The following is a 26,588-nucleotide window of genomic DNA, read 5'->3' as shown; positions in this document are numbered from 1 at the left end:
GTTCTTTGCACCGTCTGAACAAGGTCAACAGGCCGATCGAAGCACGGAAACAAGCCGGTTTGCAGCGTCCGAAAGTGTCTTTTCCTCAAAGGCTGCATACCCAAGCAGAAACCCCTGCATTTTGTTTGGCAGGACGCAGTGTTCAGACACTGCGCCGAGTTGCAATCCGTGTTTGTGGGCCAGTTTACAGACGTCCAAATCAGAAACCTGATCCAGTAGACGTTCCTGAAGCCCAACGCAAAGATGCATCCCTGATGAGTCGGCCTGAAGATCCAAAAGATCGGATGCTGGGGAAAGCGCATCCAGCAAATGAGTCTGCCGTCGCGCGTATACGCGCCGCATGCGCCGCAGATGCATTGCGAACTCACCGCTATTCATAAAGGTTGCGAGGGCGGGTTGCGGGATCAGCGACGCGCGCGGTCCGGTCCGTTCAAGATAGCCCAGAGTTTTTTGCAGCAAGCGTTTTGGCACAACCATATATCCGATCCTAAGCGCAGGACTGACCAGTTTTGAGAAGCTGCCAAGGTAGATCGAGTTGTTTAGGCCATCCAACCCGGACAGGGACGGCAAGGGTTGCCCCCGATAGCGGAACTCGCTGTCATAATCGTCTTCAATCACTGTGGCGCCGATCTGCCTGGCCCATTCCAGCAAGGCAATCCGGCGGGGCAAAGGCAGGCTGACCCCTGTCGGATAATGCCGGGACGGAGTGACAATTGCGGCGTGGGCTTCGTTTGGAAGCCGGTCCACGGCAAACCCCTCTTTGTCGATGCGAACTGGCAGGGCGCGATTTCCGGTATCAGTTAAGATAGTGTGCAACTTGGGCCAACACGGGTCTTCGACTGCGACGGTTTTTTCTGTACCAAGCAACCCGTGGAAAATCACTTCGAAGGCTTCGCGCGCGCCCGAGGTGATTACAACCTGACCCGGATCGCAGTTCAGGTGACGCCACGCAGCAAGGTGATCCGAGATCGCCTCGCGCAGCGGATACCAGCCCTGAGGATCAGGGCGTGCCAAAAGCTCGGGCACGGGCGCGCGCCATGCACGTTCAAGATGGCGGGCCCACTGCCTGTTCGGCAGCAACGACTGATCCGGCAGGCCGGTTTGAAACGGCAGCCACGGTTCAGTCCTGGGAGCGGCCGGTCGAAAGATGGGTTGTGGTTGAGACAGGTGGGTGATGTCACTCGCCACATAGGTGCCACTGCCTTGGCGGGTGACCAGATACCCCTCGCTGATCATCTGATCATAGACGGCTTGAACGGTTGTTCTGGAAATCGACAATTCGGACGCAAGTGTACGACTGGAAGGTAGTCGCGCACCCACTAAATCCGGAGACGCGGATATGATGTCGTGCAGCGCCCCACGCAACTGCGTCTGCAATGACGTCTTCAGCGACGTATCCATGGAAATCGCAAACAGGTCACGATTCAAATTGGACTTAGAAAAAGTTTCAATATTGGACATTTATAAATATCCAATATCCGGGCATGACAGCGGTAGCAAGAACAATCACGAGTTCCGAAGATGACCGAGACTTTGCCAGTCACAGACCGAAGCCGCCTGCGCCGCTCGCATGAGCGGGGGCATTTTGACCGCGCGACGATCAACAGTATTCTGGATGCCCAGCCTATGTGCAGCGTGGGATACATCATTGATGGCAAGCCTTTTGTGACGCCAACGCTGCAATGGCGCGAGGGAAATCATGTCTATTGGCATGGCTCCTCGGCCAGCCGCGCCTTGCGCAATTCCCGTGACGCACAGGTTTGTCTGTCGGTTGCTATCCTTGACGGATTTGTCCTGGCCCGTTCCGGCATGCATCATTCAGTCAACTCGCGCTCGGTCACGCTTTTCGGAACCGCAAGCAAGGTCGAAGACCCGGCGGAAAAGCTGGATAAGCTGGGTCGTTTCGTCAACGGCCTTTTTCCGGGGCGCTATGAAGGGTTGCGGCCCGATCACGCGCAGGACCTGAAGGCGACCATGGTGCTGGGCATGGAAATCTCAGAAGGCAGTGCCAAAATGCGGACAGGTGGCCCCGTCGACGAAGAAGAGGATTATGACCTGCCCATCTGGGCCGGTGTTATCCCTGTTCATACATCGGTCGGCAAGCCGATCCCTGACCCGCGAAACATCAAGGATGTGCCGATGCCTGATCATGTCCGGTCCTTTCGGTTGTAGGGTCGGGGGCTGAGACAACAGTCTTTCAAACTTCCTCTTGCCATATTTGGAACGTTCCACTAAACGTTTGGAACGTTCCAGAATCGGGAGGGGATTAATGCACTGGGCATTTGTTGGGGCAAGCACCATCGCGGCGCAGCATATGCTGAATGCAGTGCGTCGACAGCCCGGCCACATCGTGACTTGGATTGTCAGCAATTCACCCGACCGGGTTCAAACCTGGGCCGCTGAACACGACGTTCCAAACGCCACAACGGACTTGCAGCAAGCTCTGACCGATCCCTCCGTAGGTGCCGTCTACATCTCTTCGACGAATGAAAAGCACCACGCGCAGGCGATGGCGGCCATTGCGGCTGGCAAGCATGTCTTGTGTGAAAAACCTTTGGGTATGACGCAGGACGAGGCAGTTGAAATGGTGCGCGCCGCGCAGGATGCGGGCGTAACCTTTGGCACCAATCATCATTTGCGTTGCTCCGGCAGTCATCGCGCCGTGCGCGAGTTGATCGCGTCTGGCCGGATCGGCAAGGTTCTGTCGCTGCGTATTCATCATGCGGTGCATCTGCCGGATAACTTGCAGGGCTGGCGGATCAATTCTGCCGATGCCGGTGGCGGAGTGATTCCGGATATCGTTGTACATGACGCCGATGTCACGCGGTTCCTGCTGCAAGAAGATCCTGCATCGGTGGTCGCCCAGATGACCAGTTCGGGTATGGGGCAGGGGGTTGAAGATTCCTGCATGTCGGTCTGGTCCATGCCCTCGGGCGCGATGGTCATGACCCATGAAAGCTTTACTCATCCCTTTGCCGGATCAGGGCTGGAAGTGCACGGAACCGAAGGGTCGATCTTTGCAAAAGGCGTCATGACGCAGCGCCCGGTTGGCGAAATTACCCTTGTGACAGAGGCCGGGTCAGAAGATGTCCCGTTCTCGGACCACGATCTGTACGTTCAGGGGGTTTCGGACTTTGTCGCTGCTGCGTCGGGACAGGGGCGACCGGCGGCAGATGGGCCGGACGGTGTAAAATCTCTGTCTGTTGCCCTGAGCGTGCGTGAAGCTGCGGCCACGGGTCAGCGCGTCAACATCAACTACGGTGGTTTCTAATGACCAAACTGGTTTCAGCCGCAGCCGCGGTCGCGCGCATTCCTGACCAAGCCGTTGTGACAGTGTCCTCTTCATCGGCGCTGGGCTGCCCTGATCTGGTCCTGCGCGCGCTGGGTGAGCGGTATAAGGAAGAAGGGCACCCGCGCAACATCACCACTCTGCACCCCATTGCCGCCGGGGACATGTACGGCGTGAAGGGGATGGAGTATCTGGCGCAAGATGGGCTGTTGGCTCGGGTCTTGGCCGGGTCCTACCCCTCGGGGCCGTCCAGCCTTGAGATGCCCGATATCTGGAAGATGATCGTTGAAGATCGGGTCGCCGCCTATAACGTCCCATCAGGCATCATGTTTGACATGCATCGTGAGGCCGCCGCACATCGACCGGGCGTGTTGACGCAAGTTGGGCTGGATACTTTTGTCGACCCGGTGCGCGAAGGCTGCGCCATGAACGCCCGTGGGGCGGCGGACCCGATTGTCGCGCGGGCTGAGTTTGCGGGCCAAACCTGGCTGCATTTCCCGAATATCGTTCCGAATGTCTGCATTTTGCGGGCCACTACGGCGGACGAGTTTGGCAACCTGACCTATGAGCACGAAGGTGCCTATCTGGGCGGGCTGGAACAAGCGATCTGCGTGCGAAATCACGGTGGTCTGGTGATCGCGCAAGTTCAACGTGTCACTGCCGAAGGCAGCCTGCGTCCGCATGATGTGCGGGTACCCGGCCATCTGATCGATCTGGTGGTTGAGGATCCTGATCAAAAACAAACGACTGAGACGCTCTATGACCCGGCGATTTCCGGCCAGATTATGCGCCCGTGGGAAAGCTTCGCGCTGGCCGAACATGGTGTTGAAAAGGTCATCGCCCGCCGGGCCGCGATGGAATTGCGCGCAGGTATGAGCGCTAATCTGGGCTTTGGCATCAGTGCCATGGTCCCGTGTATTCTGCTTGAGGAAGGGCATCCCAAGGCTGTCACATGGGCCATCGAACAAGGTGCCGTGGGTGGCGTTCCGCTGACCGGATTTGCCTTTGGCTGTGCCTCGAACGCGCATGCTTTCGTGCCGTCACCCCAGCAATTCATCTATTTTCAGGGGGGCGGGTTCGACATGTCGTTCCTTTCATTCCTCGAAGTGGATGTCGAAGGCAATGTGAACGTTTCGAAGCTGGGTAAGAAGCCCTATCTGACGGCAGGTTGCGGCGGCTTTGTCGATATCACCGCGCGGGCTAAAAAGATCGTCTTCTCAGGCTGGTTCGAAGCCGGGGCTAAGATTGAGCTGACGGATGACGGGATTCGCGTCAACGCCCCCGGAAAATTCACCAAGATGGTGGATCAGGTTGAGCATGTCACCTTCTCGGGACGTCGTGCGCGTGAAACTGGGCAGGACGTGATCTACGTGACCGAACGCTGCGTGATCCGGCTGATGGACGAAGGTCTGGTCGCCACCGAGATCATGCCCGGCATCGACGCACAACGCGATATCGTGGCCGCGTCTGGCGGGCGCGTCAAAATTGCCGAGAATGCAAGCCTGATCTCAAAATCATTGTTCACCGCCGGGCCAATGGGGCTGCAGCCATGACCGGGATCGGCTTTCATATCGAGGGTGCGGTGGCGGTTCTGACCTTGGAAAATGAGGCTAAGCTGAACGCTCTGACCACCAACATGCTCGACGCGCTGGAGGCAAGAGTGCAGGAGGTCGAGCGCAGACCGGAAATCCGCGCGATAATCCTGACCGGGGCAGGGGAAAAGGCCTTTTGCTGCGGGGCAGATATCGGCGCGTGGGGTAATCTCAGCCCTGCCGAATTCGCTCGCCATTGGGTGCGCGATGGGCATCGCATTTTCGACCGGTTGGCTCGTTTGGGTAAACCCACCATTGCCGCCATAAACGGTCACGCTTTTGGTGGAGGGCTGGAATTGGCCAGTTGCTGCGATTTGCGTTTGATGGCTCCGCGCGCGACGCTGGCCCTGCCCGAAGCGCGCATTGGCATTGTGCCGGGGTGGTCGGGCACGCAGCGTCTGACCCGGCTGATCGCGGAAGGCGCGGTGAAAGAGATGGCCATGTTCGGCCGCCGCATCGGTGCAGACCGAGCCGTTGCGCTGGGCTATGCCGCTGAGGTGGCAGACGACGTTCTGGCCCGTGCGCTTGAGATCGCTGCCGAATTGCAGTCCCTGTCCCCACGCGCGACCGAGATATCCAAGAACATGATCCATGCAGCCGTGGGTGAAGATGCTCACGCGATTGTCGAAGCGCTGGGCAGTGCGGCGGCAGCGGCCTCAGCGGATCGGGACGAAGGCGTTGCAGCCTTCATGGAAAAACGAAACCCTCAGTTCTCGGGCCTTTGACTACATGAATGACATGACCATAAACCCCGCGATTCCGTTCGAACTGCCCGCGCTGTTCGAAGGTCGGCACCTGATCAATGGCGCTTGGGTGGATAGCGCTTCGGGAAAGACATTCGAACGTCGCTCGCCCTCTCATGGGCACATTGTAAGCCGCTCTGCTCTGGGGCAAGAGGCCGAGGCAGAAGCAGCGATTGCAGCCGCCCGCACCGCATTCGACAGCGGTGTCTGGAGCCGTGCATCAGGCAAGGAGCGCGCGACCGTGTTACTGAAAGTCGCGGACTTGATTGAGCAGAATGTCGATCGCATCGCCCTGATCGAAACACTGGAAAGCGGCAAGCCGATCAGCCAGTCCAAGGGTGAGGTTGGCGGTGCTGCGGATTTGTGGCGCTATGCGGCTTCGCTTGCGCGCAGCACCCATGGCGACAGCCACAATACACTGGGCGCGGACATGATGGGCGTTGTGCTGAAAGAGCCCATCGGTGTGGTTTCGATCATCACGCCTTGGAATTTCCCGTTCTGGATTCTCAGCCAGAAACTGCCGTTTGCCTTGGCTGCGGGCTGTACGGTGGTCGTCAAACCGTCGGAAATGACGCCCTCGACCACGCTGATGCTGGGTGAGTTGCTGATCGAAGCGGGCCTGCCCGCAGGTGTTTGCAACATCGTGCTGGGTTACGGCGTCCCGGTGGGCGCCGTGATGTCCAGCCACAAGGCCGTGGATATGGTCAGCTTCACGGGGTCGACGGCCGTGGGCAAGACGATCAGCGCGGCTGCATCAGGTACGCTCAAGAAAGTCGCGCTGGAGCTTGGCGGCAAGAACCCGCAGGTGATCTTTCCTGACGCCGATCTGGATGCGGCGGCGGATGCCGTTGTGTTTGGTGTCTATTTCAATGTGGGCCAGTGCTGTAACTCCAGCAGCCGGATCATAGTGCATGAGGATATTGCCCAAGAGTTTTGCTACCGCGTTATCGCCCTGTCCCGCAAAGTAAAATTTGGCGATCCGCTGGACCCGTCTACGCAGGTGGGCGCCATCGTCACACCCGAGCACAACGCCAAGATTGATACCTATGTTAAACAGGCCCGAGCCTCGGGCGCGACCGTCGCGCTGGGCGGAGATCGGTTGACGGTCGAAGGGTTGGGCGATCAGTTCTACCAACCTACCGTGATCACTGATGTTGATCCGGACATGCCCATTGCAAGGGACGAGGTTTTTGGCCCGGTTTTGTCGGTCATGACGTTCAAAACACTGGACGAGGCTGTCGCCCTGACCAATGATAGCGACTACGGTTTGTCGGCGGGTGTCTGGAGTACGAATGTCCACACATGCCTTGAATTCGCACGGCGTGCAGAAACGGGAACGGTTTGGACCAACACCTGGATGGACGGCTTCCCAGAAGTGGCCTTTGGAGGGTTCAAACAATCCGGACAGGGAAGGGAAATCGGGCGCTACGGCTTCGAGGAGTTTTTGGAAGTGAAATCGGTGGTCATGCGTATCGGGAACACCCGTTCCCCATGGGTGCCCGAGGACTGACAAAAACGCCGACAAACAAAAAACAAGAAAATCGCATTTAGGGAGGAAATTAAAATGCGCAAACTGCTGAAAACAAAATCGGTTATTGTGGCCGGGCTGCTATGTACATCCAGCCTCGTACACGCGGAAGAGGTCGAGGTTCTGCACTGGTGGACCTCGGGCGGCGAGGCCGCGGCACTGAACGTTCTGAAAGATGACCTGTCCGGCCAGGGCATCGGCTGGACAGACATGCCGGTTGCCGGTGGCGGTGGCGAGCAGGCAATGACCGTCCTGCGCGCGCGTGTGACTGCTGGCAACGCGCCCACAGCGGTGCAGGCGCTTGGCTTCGACATTCAGGACTGGGCTGCGCAGGGTGCGTTGGCCGATCTGAATGATGTTGCTGCCCAAGAAGGCTGGGACGAGGTTGTTCCGGATGCGCTAAAGGCTTTTGCCAAGCATGATGGGAAGTGGGTCTCCGCACCGGTAAACGTGCATTCGACCAACTGGGTTTGGGCCAACAAGGCGGTGCTGGACGCAAACGGAATTGCCCCGCCAACCACATGGGATGAGTTTGTCGCCGCTGTTGAGACGTTGAAGGGTGCGGGAGTTACCCCGATCGCGCATGGCGGTCAGGCCTGGCAGGATGCCACGATATTTGACGCGGTGGTTATGTCTACGTTAGGGCCCGACGGCTACAAGGCCGCGTTCATTGATCTGGACGAAGAAGTACTGGGCGGCGAAGCGATGAAAGAAGCCTTCGACCGAATGGCCTTTATCCGCGACAATGTTGACGAGAATTTCTCGGGCCGCGACTGGAACCTTGCAACCGCGATGGTGATCAATGGCGAGGCCGGTTTCCAGATGATGGGCGACTGGGCAAAGGGTGAGTTTCTGAACGCGGGCAAGGTTCCGGGTCAGGACTTCCTGTGCTTCCGTTTCCCGGGTACTGCGGAACAGGTGACGTTCAATGCCGACCAGTTCATGATGTTCGATCAGGGCGGTTCAGTGTCTGAAGAACAGGCGGCGTTGGCCAGTGCGATCCTGTCGCCCTCGTTCCAGTCCGCGTTCAACGTGGTCAAGGGCTCGGTCCCGGCACGTACCGACGTCAGCGACGCTGACTTCGATGATTGCGGCAAACAAGGCATGAAAGATCTGGCGGCAGCCGCGGCTTCGGGCAACCTGTTCGGGTCCATGGCCCACGGCCACGCGGCGCCAGCCTCGGTCAAGAATGCGGTCTATGACGTCGTCACGGCGCATTTCAACGGCGAGTATGACAGTGAAACTGCCGTGACCGAGCTGGTCGACGCGGTGTCCATCGCCAAGTGATCAGGTGATCCTCCCGATGGGGCGGCTTGCAGGCCGCCCTGTCACAAGAGGGCGCTCAACGCCTTAAAACACTACTTGCAGGAGGGCGCGCCATGGCTGTTTCAGCCGACGCGGATTTCAAGACTCGCCTTCAGAACTGGATTCCCAAACTGGTCCTGTCCCCATCCATCGCGATGATGACGGTGTTCGTTTACGGGTTTATTCTGTTCTCGGTCTACCTTTCCTTCACCGATAGCCGCATCCTGCCAACCTTTGGATGGGTCGGATGGGAAAACTATGACAAGCTATGGCGGCTCAGTCATTGGGAAACCTCGCTGATCAACATGGGCATCTTCGCAAGCCTATACATCGTGATCTGCACGTGTATCGGGCTTGGCTTGGCGATCTTTCTCGATCAGAAAATCCGTGGTGAGGGGCTGCTGCGCCCGATTTATCTGTACCCAATGGCGCTAAGCTTCATTGTGACCGGCACCGCGTGGAAATGGTTTCTTGATCCCGGCATCGGGTTGGAAAACGTGATGCAGACCTGGGGGTGGGAAAGCTTTGAGTTCGACTGGATCAAGGACCGCAATTTCGCGATTTACACGGTCGTTCTGGCGGCGGTCTGGCAAACCAGCGGGTTTGTCATGGCCATGTTCCTGGCTGGGTTGCGCGGGATCGACAACGAAATCCTGCGCGCGGCGCAGATGGATGGTGCGTCGAACTGGAACCTCTATCGCCGCATCATCATCCCTCAATTGCGCCCAGCGTTCCTGTCGGCCTTCGTGATCCTAAGCCACCTTGCAATCAAGACCTTTGACCTTGTGATCGCGCTGACCGGCGGTGGGCCGGGCCGTGCAACCGAATTGCCTGCGACCTTCATGTATTCTTACACGTTCACGCGAAACCAGATGGGGATTGGTGCAGCCTCGGCCACGATCATGCTGATGACCATCGCAGCGATCATGATCCCCTATCTTTACGCCGAACTGCGGGAGAAACGCTGATGTCCCAGGCAACTCAGGATACCGCAATCCGCACCGGCCGTGTCACGCGGACGCTGATCTATCTGGTGCTGCTGCTGTTTGGTCTGTTCTACCTGCTGCCGCTTTACGTGATGCTGGTGAACTCGGTCAAACCGCTGGAAGAGATCACCGGCGGTGGCATGATGAACCTGCCGCAGGTCTTTACGATTGAGCCGTGGCTGAAGGCATGGTCATCGGCCCAGATCGGTGTCGATCCGACGGGTCTGAAACCTTATTTCTGGAATTCCATCAAGATGGTGGTTCCAGCGGTGATCGTCTCGACGATCCTCGGTGCGTTGAACGGTTACGTGCTGACCAAGTGGCGTTTCAAGTACGATACCATCCTGTTCGGGCTAATGCTGTTTGCCTGTTTCATCCCGTTCCAGATCGTCCTGATCCCGATGGCGCGGATGCTGGGCATCATCGGCCTGGCGGGCACAACCTGGGGGCTGGCGCTTGTTCACGTGGTCTACGGGATCGGCTTCACCACGCTGTACTTCCGCAACTACTACGCCGTGTTCCCTACCGAGTTGATCCGGGCGGCGCAGATTGATGGGGCAGGGTTCTTCCAAATCTTCTGGCGTATCCTGCTGCCCAGTTCAGGGCCAATCGCCGTGGTGTCGATCATCTGGCAGTTCACCAACATCTGGAATGACTTCCTGTTTGGCGCGTCTTTTGCCGATGCGAATAGCCAGCCAATGACGGTGGCGCTGAACAACCTGGTGCAATCATCCACCGGGGTTAAGGAATACAACGTTCACTTCGCAGGCGCCATTCTGGCCGCCATGCCAACTCTGCTCGTCTACATCGTGGCCGGTCGATACTTCGTCCGCGGCCTGATGGCGGGTTCCGTGAAAGGATAAGACCTGATGGGTTTTCTGGACATAGACAACGCGACCAAATCCTACGGGGCTGTCGAAGTTCTGCACAAGGTCGATATCTCGGTGCAAGAGGGTGAGTTCCTTGTGCTTGTTGGCCCGTCGGGCTGTGGCAAGTCCACCCTGCTGAACATGATCGCGGGGCTGGAGGAGATTACCAGCGGAGAAATCCGCATCAAGGATCAGGTGATGAACGGGGTTCACCCGTCAAACCGAAACATCGCCATGGTTTTCCAAAGCTATGCGCTCTACCCCAATATGACCGTGGGGCAGAACATCACCTTCGGGCTTGAGATGCACGGTGTACCAAAGCCCGAGCGTGAAAAGGCCATGAATGAGGTCGCCAAGCTGTTGCAGATCGAACAACTGCTGGATCGCAAACCCGGCCAGCTTTCGGGGGGGCAGCGCCAGCGAGTGGCGATGGGGCGGGCGCTGGTGCGGAACCCTGATGTGTTCCTGTTTGATGAGCCTCTGTCCAACCTCGATGCCAAGCTGCGCGTGGACATGCGGACCGAGATCAAGAAGCTGCATCAAAACCTCGGCACCACCATCGTCTACGTCACCCACGACCAGATTGAGGCGATGACGCTCTCCAGCCGCATTGCAGTCATGAATGGCGGCTACGTACAGCAGCTTGGTACGCCGCAGGAAATCTATGACACGCCTGCGAATATCTTCGTGGCGACGTTCATGGGATCACCCGCGATGAACGTGGTGCCGGCCAAGGTTACGGTTCTGAATGGCCGCCCTCATGCTGAGGTCGCCTTGCATGACGGGTCGATGGCGCAGCTTCCCTTTAGTCAGGACAACCTGTCTGCTTGGGACGGGCGTGAAATTCTGCTGGGTATCCGGCCGGAAACCATCACCGACATGGATGGTGCGGATCGGAAGTCCTCCAACATCGCGCAGATGACCAACCGCATCGTGGTGACTGAACCCGCAGGCTCGGACACATTTGTTTCTATGATCCTCGGAGGGCAGGATGTGATTGCTCGGATGCGTTCGGACGCCGAGGTGGCTCCTGGGCAGGATTTCATGTTCGCGGTGAACATGGAAAAGGCCGTGGCCTTTGACCCCGAAAGCGAGATGCGGATCACACCGTGACGCGTGCAGACGTCATAATCATCGGCTCTGGCATTGGCGGGGCGACTCTGGCCGCGGCTTTGGCCCCGTCCGGACGCCGTATTCTGATCGTTGAGCGAGGGGAGCGCCTGACACCCTCGCCACAGGATCGGGATCCGAAGGCGATCTTTGGCGACGGGTGCTTTCGGCCAGACGAAACGTGGCTGGACGGCAAAGGCCAGCCTTTTAACCCCGGCAATTATTATTGCGTGGGCGGGAACTCCAAATTCTACGGTGCGGCGCTGATCCGGTATCGACGTGAGGATTTCCTGCCGCGCGCGCATATGGGCGGCAGTTCCCCCGGCTGGCCGATCTCTTATGAGGAGTTAGAGCACGACTATACCGCAGCCGAGCATCTTTATGATGTGCATGGCGTCGTGAATGAGGACCCGACCGAGCCGCCCCATAGCGCAAACTATCCGCACCCGCCCGTGGCGGATGAGCCGGACATCGCGGATTTGCGAACGCGGCTCAGCCGTGCAGGTATGACGCCGTCTTCGGTGCCGCTTGGGGTGGATATCGACAAATGGCTGGCGGCAGGTCAAACGACCTGGGATGCATTTCCCAACACCTGCGGTGGCAAGATGGATGCGGAAACCTCTGCCTTGGCAAAGGCGCTTGCGCACAAAAATGTCTCGCTTTTGACGGGAGCGATGGTTCGGGAATTGATCGCGGATGAGACTGGTCAGATCACGGGGATCACGGTCGACGGGCATGGCACGTTGAAGGCACCGCTTGTAGTGCTCGCTGCTGGTGCTGTTCAATCGGCGGCCCTGCTGCTGCAATCCGCGAATGACGCCTATCCTGGGGGGCTGGCGAACCGTTCCGATCAGGTTGGACGCAACTTCATGAACCATAACAGCTCGGCCGTGCTGGCCCTGCACCCTTTGCGCCGCAATCGGTCGATCTATCAGAAGACGCTGATGTTCAACGATTATTACAACAGTGACGGCAACGGGGGGCCACCACTGGGTAATGTTCAGATGCTGGGCAAGATTACAGGCCCGATCCTTGCCTCTCAGACCGGGTTGCCCGGCCCTATCGCCGCGTTGATTGCAGGCCGTAGCTATGATTTCTACGCCATGTCAGAGGACCTTCCGAACCCCGATAGCCGTGTGACTGTCGAAGGTAACCAGATCCGGCTGGATTGGAAACGTTCGAATTGGGCGGCGCATGAAGCTCTGGTGGAGCGGCTGAAAACGCACCTGCGCCGGGCGGGTTTTCCGATTGTCCTGTCGCGGGCATTTGATCGCCGAACGCCATCCCATCAATGCGGGACCGCGCGGATGGGAGATAACCCTGAAAACAGCGTTGTCGATCCCTTCTGCCGCAGCCACGATTTTCGAAATTTGTTCATCGTAGACGCATCGGTCCTGCCGACCTCTGCTGCGGTGAACCCGGCCCTGACCATCGCGGCGCTGGCCCTGCGCGCAGGCCGCCACATCATTGAGACGGAGTTTGCAGCATGACCGGGATTGCGTTGGTCACAGGGGGACAGCAAGGCATTGGCCTTGGCATCTCGCGCGCGTTGATTGGCGGTGGATACAAGGTGGCGCTGGCGTCGCGCTCGGCCCCTGACAAACCTGCAGTGCAAGAGGCTTTGGCCGAGCTTGGACCAAACGCGATCTATGTGCAGCACGATGTATCGGATATTGACCAAGTACCCGCGCTGCTGGATCAGGTTGAGGCTGAATTGGGTCCGATCACCGCCCTGGTCAACAATGCCGGCGTGGGTGCTCCGGTACGCGGCGACATGCTGGAGCTGAAGCCTGAAAACTGGGATTTCGTTCAGAACATCAACCTGCGCGGCGCCTTCTTTCTGGCGCAGGACGTTGCGCGGCGCATGCTGGCGCAACCTCAGGACATTTATCGCTCGATCACATTCGTCACCTCGGTCAGCGCCACTATGGTGTCTATCGAACGGGCTGAATACTGCGTTTCAAAGGCGGCCGCGGCCATGATGGCGCAACTCTTTGCCGTGCGTATGGCGCCGCACGGGATAGGTGTGTTCGAACTGCGCCCCGGCATCATCGCAACCGAGATGACGGCAGGTGTGCGCGACAAATACACCGACCGGATCGAAGGTGGCCTTGTACCCGCCGCACGATGGGGTGAGCCCCAAGATATCGGGTCGGTCATTATGCCCATTGTCGAAGGCCAGATGCAGTTCGCCACGGGTGCTGCAATCCCTGTGGATGGCGGCCTGTCGATCGCGCGTCTCTGAGAAACTCTGAGGACAAATCAAAATGTCTGACGGATATGATTTCATCGTGATCGGCGGCGGCTCGGCCGGGTCGGTCATCGCCTCGCGCCTGTCCGAGGAACCCTCGGCCAGGGTTCTGCTGTTAGAGGCTGGCTCAAATGACCGTCATCCGTTTTTTCACCTACCCGCCGGCTTTGCCAAGATGACCAAAGGCATTGGCAGCTGGGGTTGGTCGACGGTGCCGCAGAGGCACATGCAGGATAAGGTTTTCAACTATACGCAGGCCAAAGTGATCGGAGGTGGGTCTGCCATCAACGCGCAGATTTATACTCGCGGTGCAGCACAGGACTATGACGACTGGCGCCAGATGGGGTGTGAAGGTTGGGGCTTTGATGATGTGCTGCCCTATTTCAAGAAGTCCGAGGATAACGACACCTACGACAATGCTTTCCACGGCAAAGGTGGTCCGCTGGGCGTGTCGATGCCTGCCGCGCCTTTGCCGATCTGCGATGCCTATATCAAGGCCGCGGGGCAGGTCGGCATCCCCGAAACCCGCGACGTGAATGGGGCGAAACAGGATGGGGCGGGGTATTATCAGCTGACCCAACGCAACGCGCGCCGGTCCTCGGCAGCGATGGCGTTTCTGGCGCCGAACCGGGGCCGGACGAACCTGACCGTCCGCACTGGCGCGCAGGTTCGGCGCATCATGATCGACCGCGGCCGGGCGACTGGGGTAGAAATGATGGATGGTGAGACAATCACCGCCGCGCAAGAGGTCATCCTGTCTTCGGGTGCAATCGGCTCACCACGTCTGTTGCAGCTGTCGGGGATTGGTCCGGCAGATCACCTCGAAACTCTGGGGATCAGACCGGTTTATGATCAGCCGAATGTGGGGGAAAACCTGCAGGATCACCTTGATCTTTACGCGATCTGCGAGGTGACGGGACCGCATACCTACGACCGGTTCGCCAAGTTGCATCTTTCGGCATTCGCCGGGCTGCAATACCTGCTCACGCGCAAAGGGCCGGTGGCGTCGAGCCTGTTTGAAACCGGAGGGTTTTGGTACGCCGATCCTGACGCGCGTTCACCCGATATTCAGATGCATCTGGGGCTGGGCACCGGGATTGAGGCCGGGGTTGAGGCGATGCCCAATGGCGGCGTCACCCTAAACGCATGCTTCCTGCGCCCCCGGTCCCGCGGCTCGGTTCGACTGCAAAGCGCGGACCCGGCGGCGATGCCGTTGATCGACCCGAACTATCTGGCCGATCCCTATGACCGTGAGATGTCGATCCGGGGTTTGAAACTGGTGCAAAACATCCTCGCGCAGGATGCGCTGAAACCCTACATTTTGGCGGAACGTCTGCCGGGGCCGGATGTGCGGACAGATCAGGAGTATTTCGACTTCATCTGTGTGCATTCCAAGACTTCGCACCATTGCGCAGGCACGTGCCGCATGGGCAGCGACCAAGAGGCCGTGCTTGACCCATGTCTTCGGTTCAACGGGATTGACGGGCTGCGTGTCGCCGATGCCTCGATCATGCCCACTGTCAATTCATCGAACACCAACGCTCCGACCATCATGATCGCAGAGAAAGCAGCGGACATGATCAAACAAGATCAAGGATTTACACAATGATCCGCCATATTGTGCTGACCAAGTTTCGCCCCGACGTGACCGAGGAAGCGGTTGCGGCCATCTATGCCGGCCTGGCTGATGTGGCAGAAACACTGCCCGGGGCCAGCGGGTTCACTGGCGGTCGCAGTCAAAGCCCTGAACAGATTGAGCGCGGCTATATGCATGGCTTCGTGATCGATTTCGACGATTGGGCGGCGCTGGAAGCCTATCAAAACAACAAAACCCACAAGGCGCTGGGCGCACAGTTGGTCGAGAATGCGATAGGCGGGATCGACGGCATTCTGGTTCTGGATCTGGAGGTCTGAGGCGATGACACTGATACTGCCAACCCCTGAAGGCGCGCTGCAACCTTATGCTTTGACCGGAACCCCCTTGGTGCCCCGTGCACCGCAGGTGCCACTGACACGTACCGCGTTTGCTGCGGCGCATGTCGTCTCAGACCCGCTGGCTGAGCGCAACCCCTGGACAGGTCGTCCGGCGGTGGATTGGGACACGACGCTCAGCTTTCGGCAGGAGCTTTGGGATCAGGGTCTGGGCCTGGCCGAGGCGATGGATACCGCGCAGCGCGGCATGGGTGTGGATTGGGACACAGCACTGGAGCTGATCCAACGCACCATGGCTGCCGCCCGGACGCATCCGCTTTCGCCGCGCGTGGCATGCGGGGCAGGGACGGACCACGTGGCTCTTGGCGCGCTGAACACGGCGGGCGAAATCCTGTCAGCCTACGAACATCAGGCCGAAGCGATCGAGGCGGCCGGCGGGCAGCTGATTCTAATGGCGTCGCGTGCTTTCCCGACGATCGGCGCTGGGCCGGACACATATCACGACGTCTACCGCACGCTGATCGATGGCGCGTCAGAACCGGTCATACTGCACTGGCTGGGTGACATGTTTGACCCGGCACTTAAAGGGTATTGGGGCAGTACGGATGTTGCCGCGGCCAGTGACTTTGTTCTGTCCCTTATCGCCGAGAACCCGGGCAAGGTGGATGGCATCAAAATCTCGCTTCTGGATCAGGCACATGAAGAGTCGTTTCGCGCACGCCTGCCAGATGGCGTGCGCCTCTATACCGGCGACGATTTCAACTATGCTGATCTGATTGCCGGGGATGGGACGCATTTTTCGCACGCGCTGCTGGGTATTTTTGCCGCAATCGCCCCAGCCGCAAGCCAGGCACTTGAAGCCCTGGCGATGGGGGACATGGGCCGCTACCACGCGCTGTTTGCGCCTACGGTCCCTTTGAGCCGTGAGATTTTCCGGGCACCGACGCAGTTCTACAAAGCAGGCATAGCCTTTTTGGCATGGCTGAACGGCGCACAATCGCATTTCGTCATGCCCGGTGGGTTTCAGTCCAGCCGCGATATCTGCCACTATGCGCAGGTGTTCCGCCTGGCGGATCAGGCGGGTTTGCTCTTGGATCCGGATCTGGCAAAGGAGCGCATGATCACACTGCTGACCCTGCACGGAGTAGACCAATAACCTGAATGCGTAGACCGACGATCATAGATGTGGCCAACAAGGCAGGCGTGTCGAAATCGACGGTCAGCCTGGTGTTGCAGGGCGGCGCGCAGGTCAAGCCCGAAACCAAAAAGCTCGTCCATGCGGCGATGAAAGAGATCGGTTATGTCTATAACCGCTCGGCCGCCAATCTGCGGGCATCCGGGACGGCACTGATCGGGCTGGTGATCAATGACCTGAACAACCCGTTCTTCACGGAATTTGCCACGTCGCTGCAAATGGCGCTGGGCTTGCGCGGCTATGCGGTGGTGGTGGCAAATACCAACGAGGATGCAGCGATACAGGATCAGGTCGTCGCGGCGATGTTAGAGCACGGAGTCTCGGCTCTGATTGTCTCACCTGCTTATGGGGATGTATCAGAAACCCTGACCGCTTTAGCGCGCGCCCAGATTCCCGTCATGCAGGTCTTGCGTCAGGTCAGCGACGATACCGCCCGATTTCCCTTCATATCCCCGAATTATCAAGAAGGCGGACGTGTCGCCACGCGTTATCTGATCGAGTCAGGCGCGCGCCGTATCGCTTTTGTGGGTGGGCTGGATGGGCGACAAGTCACGCAGGAACGGGTTTCGGGGTATTTGGAGGTGATGTCCGAACACGGGCTTTCGCCTTTGGTGCTGTCCGGCCGAAGCAGCCGGTCTTTTGGACACCGTGCCGCGGCGCAATTGTTTCGCGACCATCCCGGTTGCGACGCGGCCTTGTGCTTTAACGATCTGGTGGCGTTTGGCATGATCAACGCCTGTCACGAAGCCCGCAAGGATATTGGCACTGATTTTCAGATCATTGGGTTCGACGACATTCAGGAAGCCGCCGAGTGTTGGCCAACCCTGTCCACAGTCCATTGCGGCGTGGATGCCTTTGGCAAACAGGTTGCCGACACGGTCTTGGAGTGGTTGCAGAACGCAACGGTGCCGCCGCCCAGTACTCGCACCCCGGTTCGTCTGATACAGCGTCAGACAACGAAGCAGGGAATGTGAAAGCACATTTCAAAAGGGCTTTGTGACAACGGTCGCAATAAATTGCGATGCGCCGAGGGGCGGGAAGTGTAGATGGTGTTTGCCCGCTCAGCGGGTCCGGGCGCCGTCTTAGGCAGATGGTTTGCCTGCACGTTCGTGATGGCTAAAGATCAACTGCCCAGATTGGAAGTCTGACCGAAAATCAGCCAATCTGCCGGACAGGGCGTGGTAAAACCCGACCAGTCCCGGCTCAACATGCCGCGCCTGCGCGACGCAATCCTCGCAAGTCTTTTCGATGTATTCCTGCGGGTGACGGTCCCGAATGGATTCGATCAGCTTTTGATGGGTTGTTTCCAATCTTTGGAAGGCGGGCGTTTCAAGCATGTCTTGGTTGCCGACCAGAACGAACACGGGCTCAAGGTCGGTTCTGCCTTTCAGGTCGATAAACCCGGCTTCCAGCATCGCCATGTGGTCCCTCGTTTTCTCATACACCGAAGTTGAAACGAGAATGTCATAGTCGACATGCCGGCAGCTTTGTTCGATCCGCGCGGCAACATTCACCACATCCCCGATCACGGTGTAGTTGAACCGGCGTTTCGACCCGATATTGCCGACGCAGGCCCGTCCGGTGGCGCAGCCTGTTGCCAATGCAATCGGTGGTCGTCCCTGCATCACCTCTGACGCATTGAAATTCACTAAGGCCTGACGCATCAACAGCGCGGCTTCAGCCGCGCGGCGCGGGTGATCTTCGACCGGCAAGGGGGCATTCCAGAATGCCATGACCGCATCGCCGATGAACTTGTCAATAGTGCCACGCTCCCGCAGTATCTGGTCGCCAACCTGAGAGAATAACTGGTTCAGCAAGGTCACAAGATCGGTGGCCGAGACGGATTCTGACAAGGGGGTAAAGCCCCGAATATCCGAGAACATAACTGTGATCTCCTGCGTTGAGCCACCCAGTTGCAGTTGATGTCCGCTTCCTTCCATCTCATCCAGAATTTCGGGGGCGACATAGTGGGAAAAGACCTGCCGGATGACGCGCTTTTCGCGCTCAGTCGATACAAACAGATACCCCGCCAGCAGTCCGAAATTAGCCATACCCCCCAGCAGCGGAAAGGTTACATCGAACAGGACCAACTGGTTCTGAAACGCCAGCCAGCTGATACCAAGCACGACCGTCGCCGATGCTCCGCCTGCGACAAACGATGCCACTGCGCCGAACCGTGCCATGACGGCCGTTACCACAAGGCCCAGAGTGACAAAGGACAGTATTTCAAGGGCCGCAGTGACGTCAGAGCGGCTTAGCATTTCACCGGTCAGAACCTGTTCAAGGATTTGTGCGTGGATTGATACACCTGGAACGGATTCGCCCAACGGCGTCTGATGCCTGTCAAACAATCCCGCCGCCGATGTGCCAACAAAAATGATCCGCCCTTCAATTTCGGCGCGCAGGTCAGGGTTGTCCCCCGGCTGCATCACATCATTCGCCGATAGATACAGGTCTTGATTGTCATGTCTGTATTTTATCCAGACCTCGCCATTTTCGGTCGTTGGCAAGCGAAACTGACCAATCTCGAGTGCCAACACGATGCCGGCCTCGTCAGGTGTGCCCTCGACGAGGATCACGGGCTCGCCCATGGCGACGCGCAACGCCTCGATGCCCAGACCCGGTAGGGCGCCGTCCGGCCCGCCCCACAAAACCGGAACACGGCGCACAATGCCCGTACCACCCAAGGGTGAGACATTGACCCCTCCGATACCTGCTGCTGTACGATCCAGAGGCGCGGCGGGTGGTGTCCAGTGAGGGACAGTAACCAGGCCCGAGGTCGGAGCCTCTCCGATTTCTACAATCCCGGCCAAAGGTGTGACGCGCCTGCCATGGGCGGTTTGCCGGGCTGCCGCACCCAGAACGACAGGCCAATTCGCGATTTCCATCCCGAACATCACATCATAGTCCAGACGCTTTGCGTGATGCTCGACCGTTAAAACACCTGACAGCGCCGGATCGTTCAGCAGCCGGGCGGGCGAAAACCTGTCTGGTTCGATAAACAGCATGTCAAAGGCGATAGCGGCAGCGCCATATTCGCCGAGGTTTTGGACCATCTGCGCCAGCAAAGTGCGGGGCCAAGGCCATTGCCCCCAGGTTGCAAGTGACTGCTCGTCGATATCCACCACGCGAACTGGCAAGTCAGGATTGTATTCCCGAGGTGAAATGCGCTGCAGAATGTCGAAGTAGACCAATCGTGTCATGCGCACAGGGTAAGGATCAAGGACCCGGATGAAGCATCCGAACAGGATCAGACCCAGCCCGACCAGCTGAAAAGCGCGTCTTTGCCCTGCGCGTTCCCTGGGCTTTCCGGTCACGTTTGCCTCCGATTATCTTGGCTAGCCCGGACGGGCCATCACCTGCGGTACGCGTTTCAAGAACCTCGGCAGCGTCCGAACTGGCGGCATGAACAAGGGGCTTTACTGCCCCTGGCCGCTATTGCCCCCGTTACCACCAGCGCCGCCGCTGCCGACCCCGCCACCAAAGCCATCTGTGCCGCCGCTGCCGATTGTGCCGCCACTGCCAGCACTTCCGCTGCCTGATCCGCCACCGATTGAGCCGCCTCGGCCATTCCCAGTGCCGCTGCCCGTTCCGACATTGCCGCCTGTTCCAGAATCACTGCTGCCATTTCCGCCAATGTTTCCGCCGTTGCCGTTACCGCTGCCGGTGCTTCCACCGACGCTGCCGCCATTGCCGCTGCCGGTGCTGCTAGGGCTGCCCGGGCTGGCGCTACTTGACGACGCACGAGCCTCGTTTTGTGGCGCGGATGCAGCGGCGCTTTTAACTTCTCCCCGCTCAGGGGTAGAAGCACGCGTTTCCGATCTTTGCTGAAGTGGAGGTACGGCGTCCCGTCCGCAGCCTGACACGTCTACTTGCAGCGGTACTTGCAACTGTTGTTGCGATTGAACAAATGGAAAGCCATTTTTCACCGCCTTTTCATAGCTTTCCTCGTCGGTGGGGCGACCTATATTCCCGCTTTGCGTGGTGGCAAGAAGGCTGCATTTCCGCCCCGTTTCCTGACAATTTCCGCTCTGCCCGCACATCTCGACACGACCCTGAAGAACCATCATGGCACTTTGCGTGCCTGGTACGACCCAAAGGTCAAATGTCGTTCCCCTGACGGCCATGGTCGCGGTGGGTGTCTGGATGGAATAGGCCCGTTTTTTGCTTTTGCCTGAGATGAAGCGGAAGCTGCCGCCAAGGGCCTGAATTGCAAAGTTCTTGGCCTTCCTGTTTCCGCGCAGCATTGTCACATCCAGTTGCATGCGCGCATTTGGGCCAATCGCAATCTTGGTTTCGTCATCAAATACCAGTTGAACCAAACCGCTGCCATCGGTTGAAATGGCATCCCCGGACGCAACGGTCATGCCTGCACGCAACGGCTGCGATTTACCGGCGCGCGTTATTTGCGCGCCTTGTTCGACACCGATGACTTTTCCAATATTGGCTGCAACCGGCGAAGGAAGCAGCAAAATACAACATATTACCAGTATAGTTTTTAACCAGGCCAAACCCCACGTCCTTCCCCCACAGATAGGTACAGAGCGCATCGCGCCCGCCGCTCGGTTTGTGCCTCAAAACATTCTAAATACTGACTTCAGAATTAATAAATATATACAAATATGTCCTAAACATCGTGCCATTTGCAAGGTTTTCTAACAAACGGGCCGAGTTTATTCGGAATGACGGGGCATTTTGCGTGAAAGCTATCTACGTGAAGAAGCAGCAGTTATCAGGGCGTGCAGCGGACTTCCTTTGAAGAACGTGGAAGTGCAAGAAGGGGCGATTGTATTTTTGACGAACCCAACTACGGTTTTCATATTGGAGTCACGAATTTGGGGTGAGTAAATAGAGGTTCTATCCAAAGCAACTTGTGTGCCCCGGCAACCTGCCACTTACCAACCTGATCTTGGCTCCCAAAACAGCTTTCTGCCCCTGATCGGACTGCAACTGTGTGCGGAAGTCCCAGCCGTGCTCAAGAAGGTTTTCCGGCAGATTGGCTGGGACCAGCTTGGCATACTTCAGCGCCATATCCAGTTCATTCGTCTACCGTGCCAGTAACAGCAGTGCGGCCCGCGCTACTGCGGGATGTCGAGGGGATCTTTGGCATTGGTTCGGGTGCTCACAATACCTCATCTTGTGTTGAGTTCCTTGTAGGCAAGAAGAAGATCATCCACCTGATCAAAGAACCGGATTTGGTCGCCCTCCAGTAGCAGGCCGCAGTCGCAATACTGCGCAATTGTGCCTGGAGAATGCGATATAATGATGATCTGGCTTTTTGCGAGTTTGTCTTGAAAGACGGCCTTGCTTTTTTTCTTGAAGTCCTCGTCCCCAACGGCCGTAATTTCGTCGATAAGATAGACATCGAAATCAATGGCCATGCTGAGCCCAAAGGCAAGTCGTGCTCGCATGCCGCTCGAATAGGTCTTGATTGGAAGACGTAGAGATCGACCCAGCTCTGCAAATTCGGTCACGTAGGAAATCACGCGCTCCGTGTCCTGCCCATAAATTCGTGACACGAAGCGGATATTCTCGATTCCGGTCATACTTCCGTTGAAACCGCCGGCAAAACCCAGAGGCCATGATACGCGCGATGTTCGGTAGACATGGCCAAAGTCCGGCGGCTCGATTCCGGCCATCAGGCGCATCATGGTCGACTTACCAGCGCCGTTCCTGCCCATGATCCCGACGTTCCGATTCACAGGGAACTCGAACGAAAAGTCAGTCAAGATCGTTTTTTTTACGCCCTTCACCCGGTAAAATTTACTGACATTGTCAAAGGCAAGCATTCAGTACCTCGCACGTCGGAAAAATCGCTCACCCGCAAGGCCAAGTAGCAGCATGGCCGTGCCGACCCCGACAGGATAACAAACATCAAGTATCATTGAGTTGTAGTTCGAGTAAAACCCGTACCGGAACCACTCGACGAGGTGCAAAACAGGGTTCCATTGCAACACTTCTCGCGCCTGAGGTGGCAACTGGCTGGGGACGTAGAAAATCCCGGAGATGAAAAACAGCGGCCGCGTTAGGATCTTTTCAATATGGGTCCAAGTGTCCCACAAAGAGGAAATAACGGCGTTGAGTGTGCCAAACCCAAGTCCAAGAAGCCAGGTAGCATGGAAGGCCAGGATCACCTGTTCGGGCCTGAAGGGAACTGAGGCCAGACCCAACGCGATCAAGGTTGCGTAGAAGATGGCCATGATGAGAGTGTAGGTTGCCGCGACTAGAAGGGCTCGTGCAAAGAGAGTGTCCACATCCTTGATAATCGGGTACGTCAGCAATGCCCGGTTCGCATCAAATACCGTCATAAGCTTGTTCGACAGCTCGTTGAAAAAGTGCAGGGTCAAGATACCTGTCGCAAAGAAAAGCGCGAGACTGGACCCGAACGGTGGCTGGCGACCAGCGATACTGAAAATGAACACGAGTAACCCTATGCTGGCCGTCGGTGTCATGATCGCCCAAACATACCCGAATGGCGATGTACCAAAGGTCGCGCGGGTTTCCCGAAGCACAAGGCTCACGATAACCCGCGTCTGAAGCTGCAGAAGCTCTGACGTACCAACTAGCTTCATGTCAGATGGTCTCGCACCGAATAGGTGAGAAGAGCGCCGATACCCCAGATCGCAATCAAAGAAAAACCGATCACAAGGAGATTGCGAAGACTGCGGGGATACTCTGCGGACTCAGCAACCTGAGGGCGGAGATGTATGGCAAGATATCGTTGCTGTCGGTCCGCATCTCGTCGGGCTTGTTCCAGTGACACGAGGGCGGAAGCGTAAGCTTGTTGAGCGAGGCTGCGTTCCACTTCGAGCTCTTCGTAGAGCGCCAGTTGTTGGGTAACGGCGCTCACACCTGCTGTGCTCAGAACATCGCTCCCAATCGCCTGCCGACGCTCTAAGATTTGTGCTTCGAGCGCGTCGGCGGTACGACGCAAGGCCGCCAAGCTGGGCGCGTTGTCGTCGAGGGTCTCATGCAAGGCAGCGATGCGTGCATTCACATCAATGAGTTTTGCTTCAAGGCTCGCGATGAGTTCAATCTCTAGGGCCGCGCTTGCAGAGGGATCCACCGATTGCTCGGAAGCACGGAAATCCCGGATCGCAGACAAGGCATTGCGAAGCCGGGCTTCTTGCAAATCGACTTCCTCACGCGCGAATCTGAGGGCGTCACTGCGGGCGTTTGCCGAAAGATCATTTACCAATGTCTGGGTTAACTTCAGTACAACAGCAGCGATTTCGCGCGCATGTTCTGGGCTGAAGGACTGCACCTCGAATTCGATTATGCCTGAAGCCGGATCAAACTGTGTGTGAATTCGCCTTTCCCAGTATCGCAGAAACTCTTCGACCGTTGCATTTGGCGCAAGCCGTGCAAAAAAATCAATCTCGTTGGACGAATAAGCACCTCGCAGATCAAGTTGCTGATCCACTGCTTCCAACAATTCACGGCTCGCGAGATAACTAAGCACGATATAGGAGTCAGATGTGGTCGATCCGGAACTGGCAAGACCGGTCAGGGCGCCGATGCCGTCGATGCCAGCACTCGTGTCGATGCCTCGGATGGAGAAACCTGCGCGGGCGGCATAGCGGTCGGTGGCAATTGCCGCGTAATACACCGACACCAAGAAGAACGGTAGCAGCACGCAAAAAACGAATGACCACATCAGGTTGCTGGGTGCGTGTTTCTTTGCGGGATGCCGTGGGTCCATTGAAGAAGTATTGCTCAGCGATAGCACCCTTCCCTTTGTTGAGGAATGATCTGTGTTTGTATGGATCGTCATCGCTACCTTTCTTTGAGCTTCAGCCAGGAGAGAATCGCAGCACGCAGAGCTTTTCGTTGCCAGGTTCGGGTTGCTGGACCGTTCTTTGCGATCTCCGCGAGTTTTTCCACGGCCTCCTCGGCCTCGACAAAGCAGTTGCGGTCGTAGTTGAAATACCGGGGATATTCGATAAGGGCGCCATACACCAACTCATCCACGGTCAGACGGCGTGTGCGGCGCGGGCAAGTCAGCCGGTCTTCTGTGAGGCCCCAACCCGCATAGAATGGAAGCCCGTGGCAGACAACTTTTACACCTCGGATGAGAGCTTCGAATCCCATCAAGGAGGTCATGGTGTGAACCTCATCAACCTGCGCGAACAGCTGGCCCAGGGAAACGGGCTCCACGAGCAGTTCATCTGCGATGTCAGATGAGAAGTGCTCCCCCGCCCCGCGCGTGCGTAAACCTGCAACGACATCAGGATGGGGCTTGTAAACGATGTAGGCTTCCGGGTTTTCGTGCCGAACGCGCTTGAGCAGTTCAATGTTGGACTTCACGTCCGGCGAGCCAAGCCTAATTGAGGCATCAGTTTCGACCTGGCCAACTATCAGGATCACTGGTCTCTGACTTTCGGGGCGGTTCCAAGCCTGTGTGCCCAGGTTGTATTTCGTGACGTCTAACTGAACAATCTTCTCGCGTAGCGCGCGGGCACGCGTGATCGACCGCTCATCTGGCTTTTCCGACTCGAGAATGAGTTCCAGACGTGAAGGACGCGAGGCGTCGAAATAGATTCCGACATCATCAATCACCAAAGAAAGCGGTCGCACCAGATCTGCGCCAAGGCCCGAGGAACGTAAAAAGCCGTCCTCGATCCGCAGTATCGTTTTATTGGTGGATACGGACGGCGATGTAGTGCTTCCCCAAAGCGCTACAGTAGACGAACAGTGTTCGGTCGACGTTTTTTGGGGACCTGTTGCAAATGTAACGTCAGACCCCTGAAGAAAGCTCTTGATAAAGGGCCGTTTCCAGCGCGAAAAACCGTAGGCGATAATTTTCTGCGAGAATTCGGTCCTTTTGCGTCTCTGTAACCCAAGGAGCGTGAATGTTCGCTCTGCCGCGCAAGGTGCTTTCGTGACTGGGTCAATGTAGTGGGTATATCTGACAAGCGCCGCGTGTACGAGCTGCTCAAGTTGAATGGGATGCCTTCGGGCAGGTGCAGGTAATTCATCGACTGTAAGTCCCCACCCAGCGTAGAAAGGCATGCCAAAGCATCGCACAGGTTTACCCCAGATCAGCGCCTCGAAGCCGACCTGCGATGTCACGGTGTAGATTGCGTCTGCATGTTCGATAAGCCGGGATGGGTGTGACACGTCTGCAAGGATTTGCACCCGATTGTTCGCGCGAAGAGCGGCAAGCTCGAAATATCCCTTCTTGCCACTGGTGACGACATCAGGGTGAGTTTTCAGGATGATGTCATGATCTGGATATTCGGCAAGTGCCGCTTGCAACATGTTGGAGAAGCTTTCGTTCGTTGCCCCACCGTAGACAATTGAGGCATCCCCGAAGGTCTGATCGCATACGAGAACGTAGCGCGCCGGAAGTTCACCGGAAAAATCTCGCTCTGCATTGTACTTGGAAAGCCGTTGCGATCGCCAGATTGCCATCAGCCTGCGTGCTCTCGAAATATCGGACACTGAAAGAATTTCTTGCGCAAGTTGCTCCAAATCAGATGGAATGGTGCAATCGTAATAGATGCCGGCTGTGTCCAGAACGAGAGAAAGAGGCTGATCATCACGTCCAAGCGATCGAAGAAACCCATCTTCAATAAGAAGGGCCTTACGGCCGAATCTCGTAGCCAAAGCGGTAGCTCGGCGACCCGACCATTTCCGGCCCCAGCCAAGCACCTTATCGCCCTTGAGCGAAAGCAGACGGCTATAGAAAACAGGAGGCTCGCCAAGTATTGAATGCAACGCCGCCGAGCGCGCCAGTACAAGGCTTGTGCAGGCATATCTTGTTGTCATCGGTGCCATAGCCGTCC

At 57.5% G+C, this 26,588-nt stretch carries 23 protein-coding genes; 15 read left to right on the top strand and 8 right to left on the bottom strand.

All coding sequences use genetic code 11. The annotated features are described in order from the left end of the window. Nucleotides 1–24: 24 nt before the first annotated feature. On the bottom strand, nucleotides 25–1,461 hold the full coding sequence (gene pdxR, locus LCM21_RS18745; protein ID WP_224891959.1) for a MocR-like pyridoxine biosynthesis transcription factor PdxR: 1,437 nt from the start codon (nucleotides 1,459–1,461) through the stop codon (nucleotides 25–27). A gap of 60 nt (nucleotides 1,462–1,521) precedes the next feature. Between pdxR and LCM21_RS18740 the strand changes: the two genes are divergently transcribed. From LCM21_RS18740 to LCM21_RS18670, 15 genes are all read left to right on the top strand, one after another. Further along, complete coding sequence (locus LCM21_RS18740) at nucleotides 1,522–2,172, top strand: pyridoxamine 5'-phosphate oxidase family protein (protein WP_224891958.1); 651 nt, start codon at nucleotides 1,522–1,524, stop codon at nucleotides 2,170–2,172. Between the two features lie 97 nt (nucleotides 2,173–2,269). Continuing rightward, nucleotides 2,270–3,271, top strand: coding sequence for a Gfo/Idh/MocA family protein (locus LCM21_RS18735; RefSeq protein WP_224891957.1), 1,002 nt, complete (start codon nucleotides 2,270–2,272; stop codon nucleotides 3,269–3,271). Then, nucleotides 3,271–4,842: an acyl CoA:acetate/3-ketoacid CoA transferase gene (locus LCM21_RS18730; RefSeq protein ID WP_224891956.1), complete on the top strand. Its 1,572-nt coding sequence runs from the start codon at nucleotides 3,271–3,273 to the stop codon at nucleotides 4,840–4,842. The genes LCM21_RS18735 and LCM21_RS18730 overlap by 1 nt, the downstream gene beginning before the upstream one ends. Next, complete coding sequence (locus LCM21_RS18725) at nucleotides 4,839–5,606, top strand: enoyl-CoA hydratase/isomerase family protein (protein ID WP_224891955.1); 768 nt, start codon at nucleotides 4,839–4,841, stop codon at nucleotides 5,604–5,606. The genes LCM21_RS18730 and LCM21_RS18725 overlap by 4 nt, the downstream gene beginning before the upstream one ends. A 4-nt stretch (nucleotides 5,607–5,610) precedes the next feature. After that, complete coding sequence (locus tag LCM21_RS18720) at nucleotides 5,611–7,134, top strand: aldehyde dehydrogenase family protein (RefSeq protein ID WP_224891954.1); 1,524 nt, start codon at nucleotides 5,611–5,613, stop codon at nucleotides 7,132–7,134. Nucleotides 7,135–7,188: 54 nt separating this feature from the next. Further along, on the top strand, nucleotides 7,189–8,439 hold the full coding sequence (locus tag LCM21_RS18715; protein WP_224891953.1) for an ABC transporter substrate-binding protein: 1,251 nt from the start codon (nucleotides 7,189–7,191) through the stop codon (nucleotides 8,437–8,439). A 92-nt stretch (nucleotides 8,440–8,531) separates the two neighbouring features. Continuing rightward, nucleotides 8,532–9,425 (top strand): carbohydrate ABC transporter permease, encoded by an 894-nt coding sequence (locus LCM21_RS18710; RefSeq protein ID WP_068340095.1) that lies wholly within the window; start codon nucleotides 8,532–8,534, stop codon nucleotides 9,423–9,425. After that, nucleotides 9,425–10,306 carry a carbohydrate ABC transporter permease gene (locus LCM21_RS18705; RefSeq protein ID WP_068340098.1) on the top strand — a complete coding sequence of 294 codons (882 nt, stop codon included), beginning with the start codon at nucleotides 9,425–9,427 and terminating at the stop codon, nucleotides 10,304–10,306. Before LCM21_RS18710 ends, LCM21_RS18705 begins: the two co-directional genes overlap by 1 nt. Nucleotides 10,307–10,312: 6 nt before the next feature. Beyond that, nucleotides 10,313–11,425 carry an ABC transporter ATP-binding protein gene (locus tag LCM21_RS18700; protein WP_224891952.1) on the top strand — a complete coding sequence of 371 codons (1,113 nt, stop codon included), beginning with the start codon at nucleotides 10,313–10,315 and terminating at the stop codon, nucleotides 11,423–11,425. Then, a complete protein-coding gene (locus LCM21_RS20795) occupies nucleotides 11,422–12,912 on the top strand; it encodes a GMC oxidoreductase (RefSeq protein ID WP_224891951.1) in 1,491 nt (496 codons plus the stop codon). Before LCM21_RS18700 ends, LCM21_RS20795 begins: the two co-directional genes overlap by 4 nt. Then, the gene (locus LCM21_RS18690; protein WP_224891950.1) at nucleotides 12,909–13,667 is read left to right on the top strand and encodes a 3-ketoacyl-ACP reductase; all 759 of its coding nucleotides are present in this window, start codon (nucleotides 12,909–12,911) and stop codon (nucleotides 13,665–13,667) included. Before LCM21_RS20795 ends, LCM21_RS18690 begins: the two co-directional genes overlap by 4 nt. A 22-nt stretch (nucleotides 13,668–13,689) precedes the next feature. Further along, nucleotides 13,690–15,282: a GMC family oxidoreductase gene (locus LCM21_RS18685; RefSeq protein ID WP_224891949.1), complete on the top strand. Its 1,593-nt coding sequence runs from the start codon at nucleotides 13,690–13,692 to the stop codon at nucleotides 15,280–15,282. Beyond that, a complete protein-coding gene (locus LCM21_RS18680; protein ID WP_224891948.1) occupies nucleotides 15,279–15,587 on the top strand; it encodes a Dabb family protein in 309 nt (102 codons plus the stop codon). Before LCM21_RS18685 ends, LCM21_RS18680 begins: the two co-directional genes overlap by 4 nt. A gap of 4 nt (nucleotides 15,588–15,591) precedes the next feature. Next, the gene (locus tag LCM21_RS18675) at nucleotides 15,592–16,761 is read left to right on the top strand and encodes a dihydrodipicolinate synthase family protein (RefSeq protein WP_224891947.1); all 1,170 of its coding nucleotides are present in this window, start codon (nucleotides 15,592–15,594) and stop codon (nucleotides 16,759–16,761) included. A gap of 5 nt (nucleotides 16,762–16,766) precedes the next feature. Further along, nucleotides 16,767–17,774, top strand: coding sequence for a LacI family DNA-binding transcriptional regulator (locus tag LCM21_RS18670; protein WP_224891946.1), 1,008 nt, complete (start codon nucleotides 16,767–16,769; stop codon nucleotides 17,772–17,774). Between the two features lie 108 nt (nucleotides 17,775–17,882). On the opposite strand, the gene LCM21_RS18665 is transcribed toward LCM21_RS18670, so the two are convergent. The 7 genes from LCM21_RS18665 to LCM21_RS18635 all read right to left on the bottom strand — a co-directional run bounded on the left by LCM21_RS18665 (nucleotide 17,883) and on the right by LCM21_RS18635 (nucleotide 26,580). Continuing rightward, nucleotides 17,883–20,117: a CHASE2 domain-containing protein gene (locus LCM21_RS18665; RefSeq protein ID WP_224891945.1), complete on the bottom strand. Its 2,235-nt coding sequence runs from the start codon at nucleotides 20,115–20,117 to the stop codon at nucleotides 17,883–17,885. Nucleotides 20,118–20,219: 102 nt separating this feature from the next. Further along, nucleotides 20,220–21,272, bottom strand: coding sequence for a FecR family protein (locus tag LCM21_RS18660; protein WP_224891944.1), 1,053 nt, complete (start codon nucleotides 21,270–21,272; stop codon nucleotides 20,220–20,222). 385 nt (nucleotides 21,273–21,657) lie between these two features. Beyond that, nucleotides 21,658–21,831 (bottom strand): hypothetical protein, encoded by a 174-nt coding sequence (locus tag LCM21_RS18655; RefSeq protein WP_224891943.1) that lies wholly within the window; start codon nucleotides 21,829–21,831, stop codon nucleotides 21,658–21,660. A 101-nt stretch (nucleotides 21,832–21,932) separates the two neighbouring features. Further along, nucleotides 21,933–22,529, bottom strand: a complete 597-nt coding sequence (locus LCM21_RS18650; RefSeq protein WP_224891942.1) for an ABC transporter ATP-binding protein — start codon at nucleotides 22,527–22,529, stop codon at nucleotides 21,933–21,935. 60 nt (nucleotides 22,530–22,589) lie between these two features. Then, nucleotides 22,590–23,372 carry an ABC transporter permease gene (locus LCM21_RS18645; protein ID WP_224891941.1) on the bottom strand — a complete coding sequence of 261 codons (783 nt, stop codon included), beginning with the start codon at nucleotides 23,370–23,372 and terminating at the stop codon, nucleotides 22,590–22,592. Next, nucleotides 23,369–24,574 (bottom strand): KpsE/RkpR family capsule polysaccharide export protein, encoded by a 1,206-nt coding sequence (locus LCM21_RS18640; RefSeq protein ID WP_224891940.1) that lies wholly within the window; start codon nucleotides 24,572–24,574, stop codon nucleotides 23,369–23,371. Before LCM21_RS18640 ends, LCM21_RS18645 begins: the two co-directional genes overlap by 4 nt. Before the next feature lie 2 nt (nucleotides 24,575–24,576). Next, nucleotides 24,577–26,580, bottom strand: coding sequence for a capsular polysaccharide biosynthesis protein (locus tag LCM21_RS18635; RefSeq protein WP_224891939.1), 2,004 nt, complete (start codon nucleotides 26,578–26,580; stop codon nucleotides 24,577–24,579). Nucleotides 26,581–26,588: the final 8 nt, after the last annotated feature.

This window comes from Ruegeria profundi, assembly GCF_020171505.1.
GTDB lineage: Bacteria > Pseudomonadota > Alphaproteobacteria > Rhodobacterales > Rhodobacteraceae > Ruegeria > Ruegeria profundi.
Note: the sequence above shows the minus strand (reverse complement) of the source record. Positions and strands in the feature narration are given on the sequence as shown.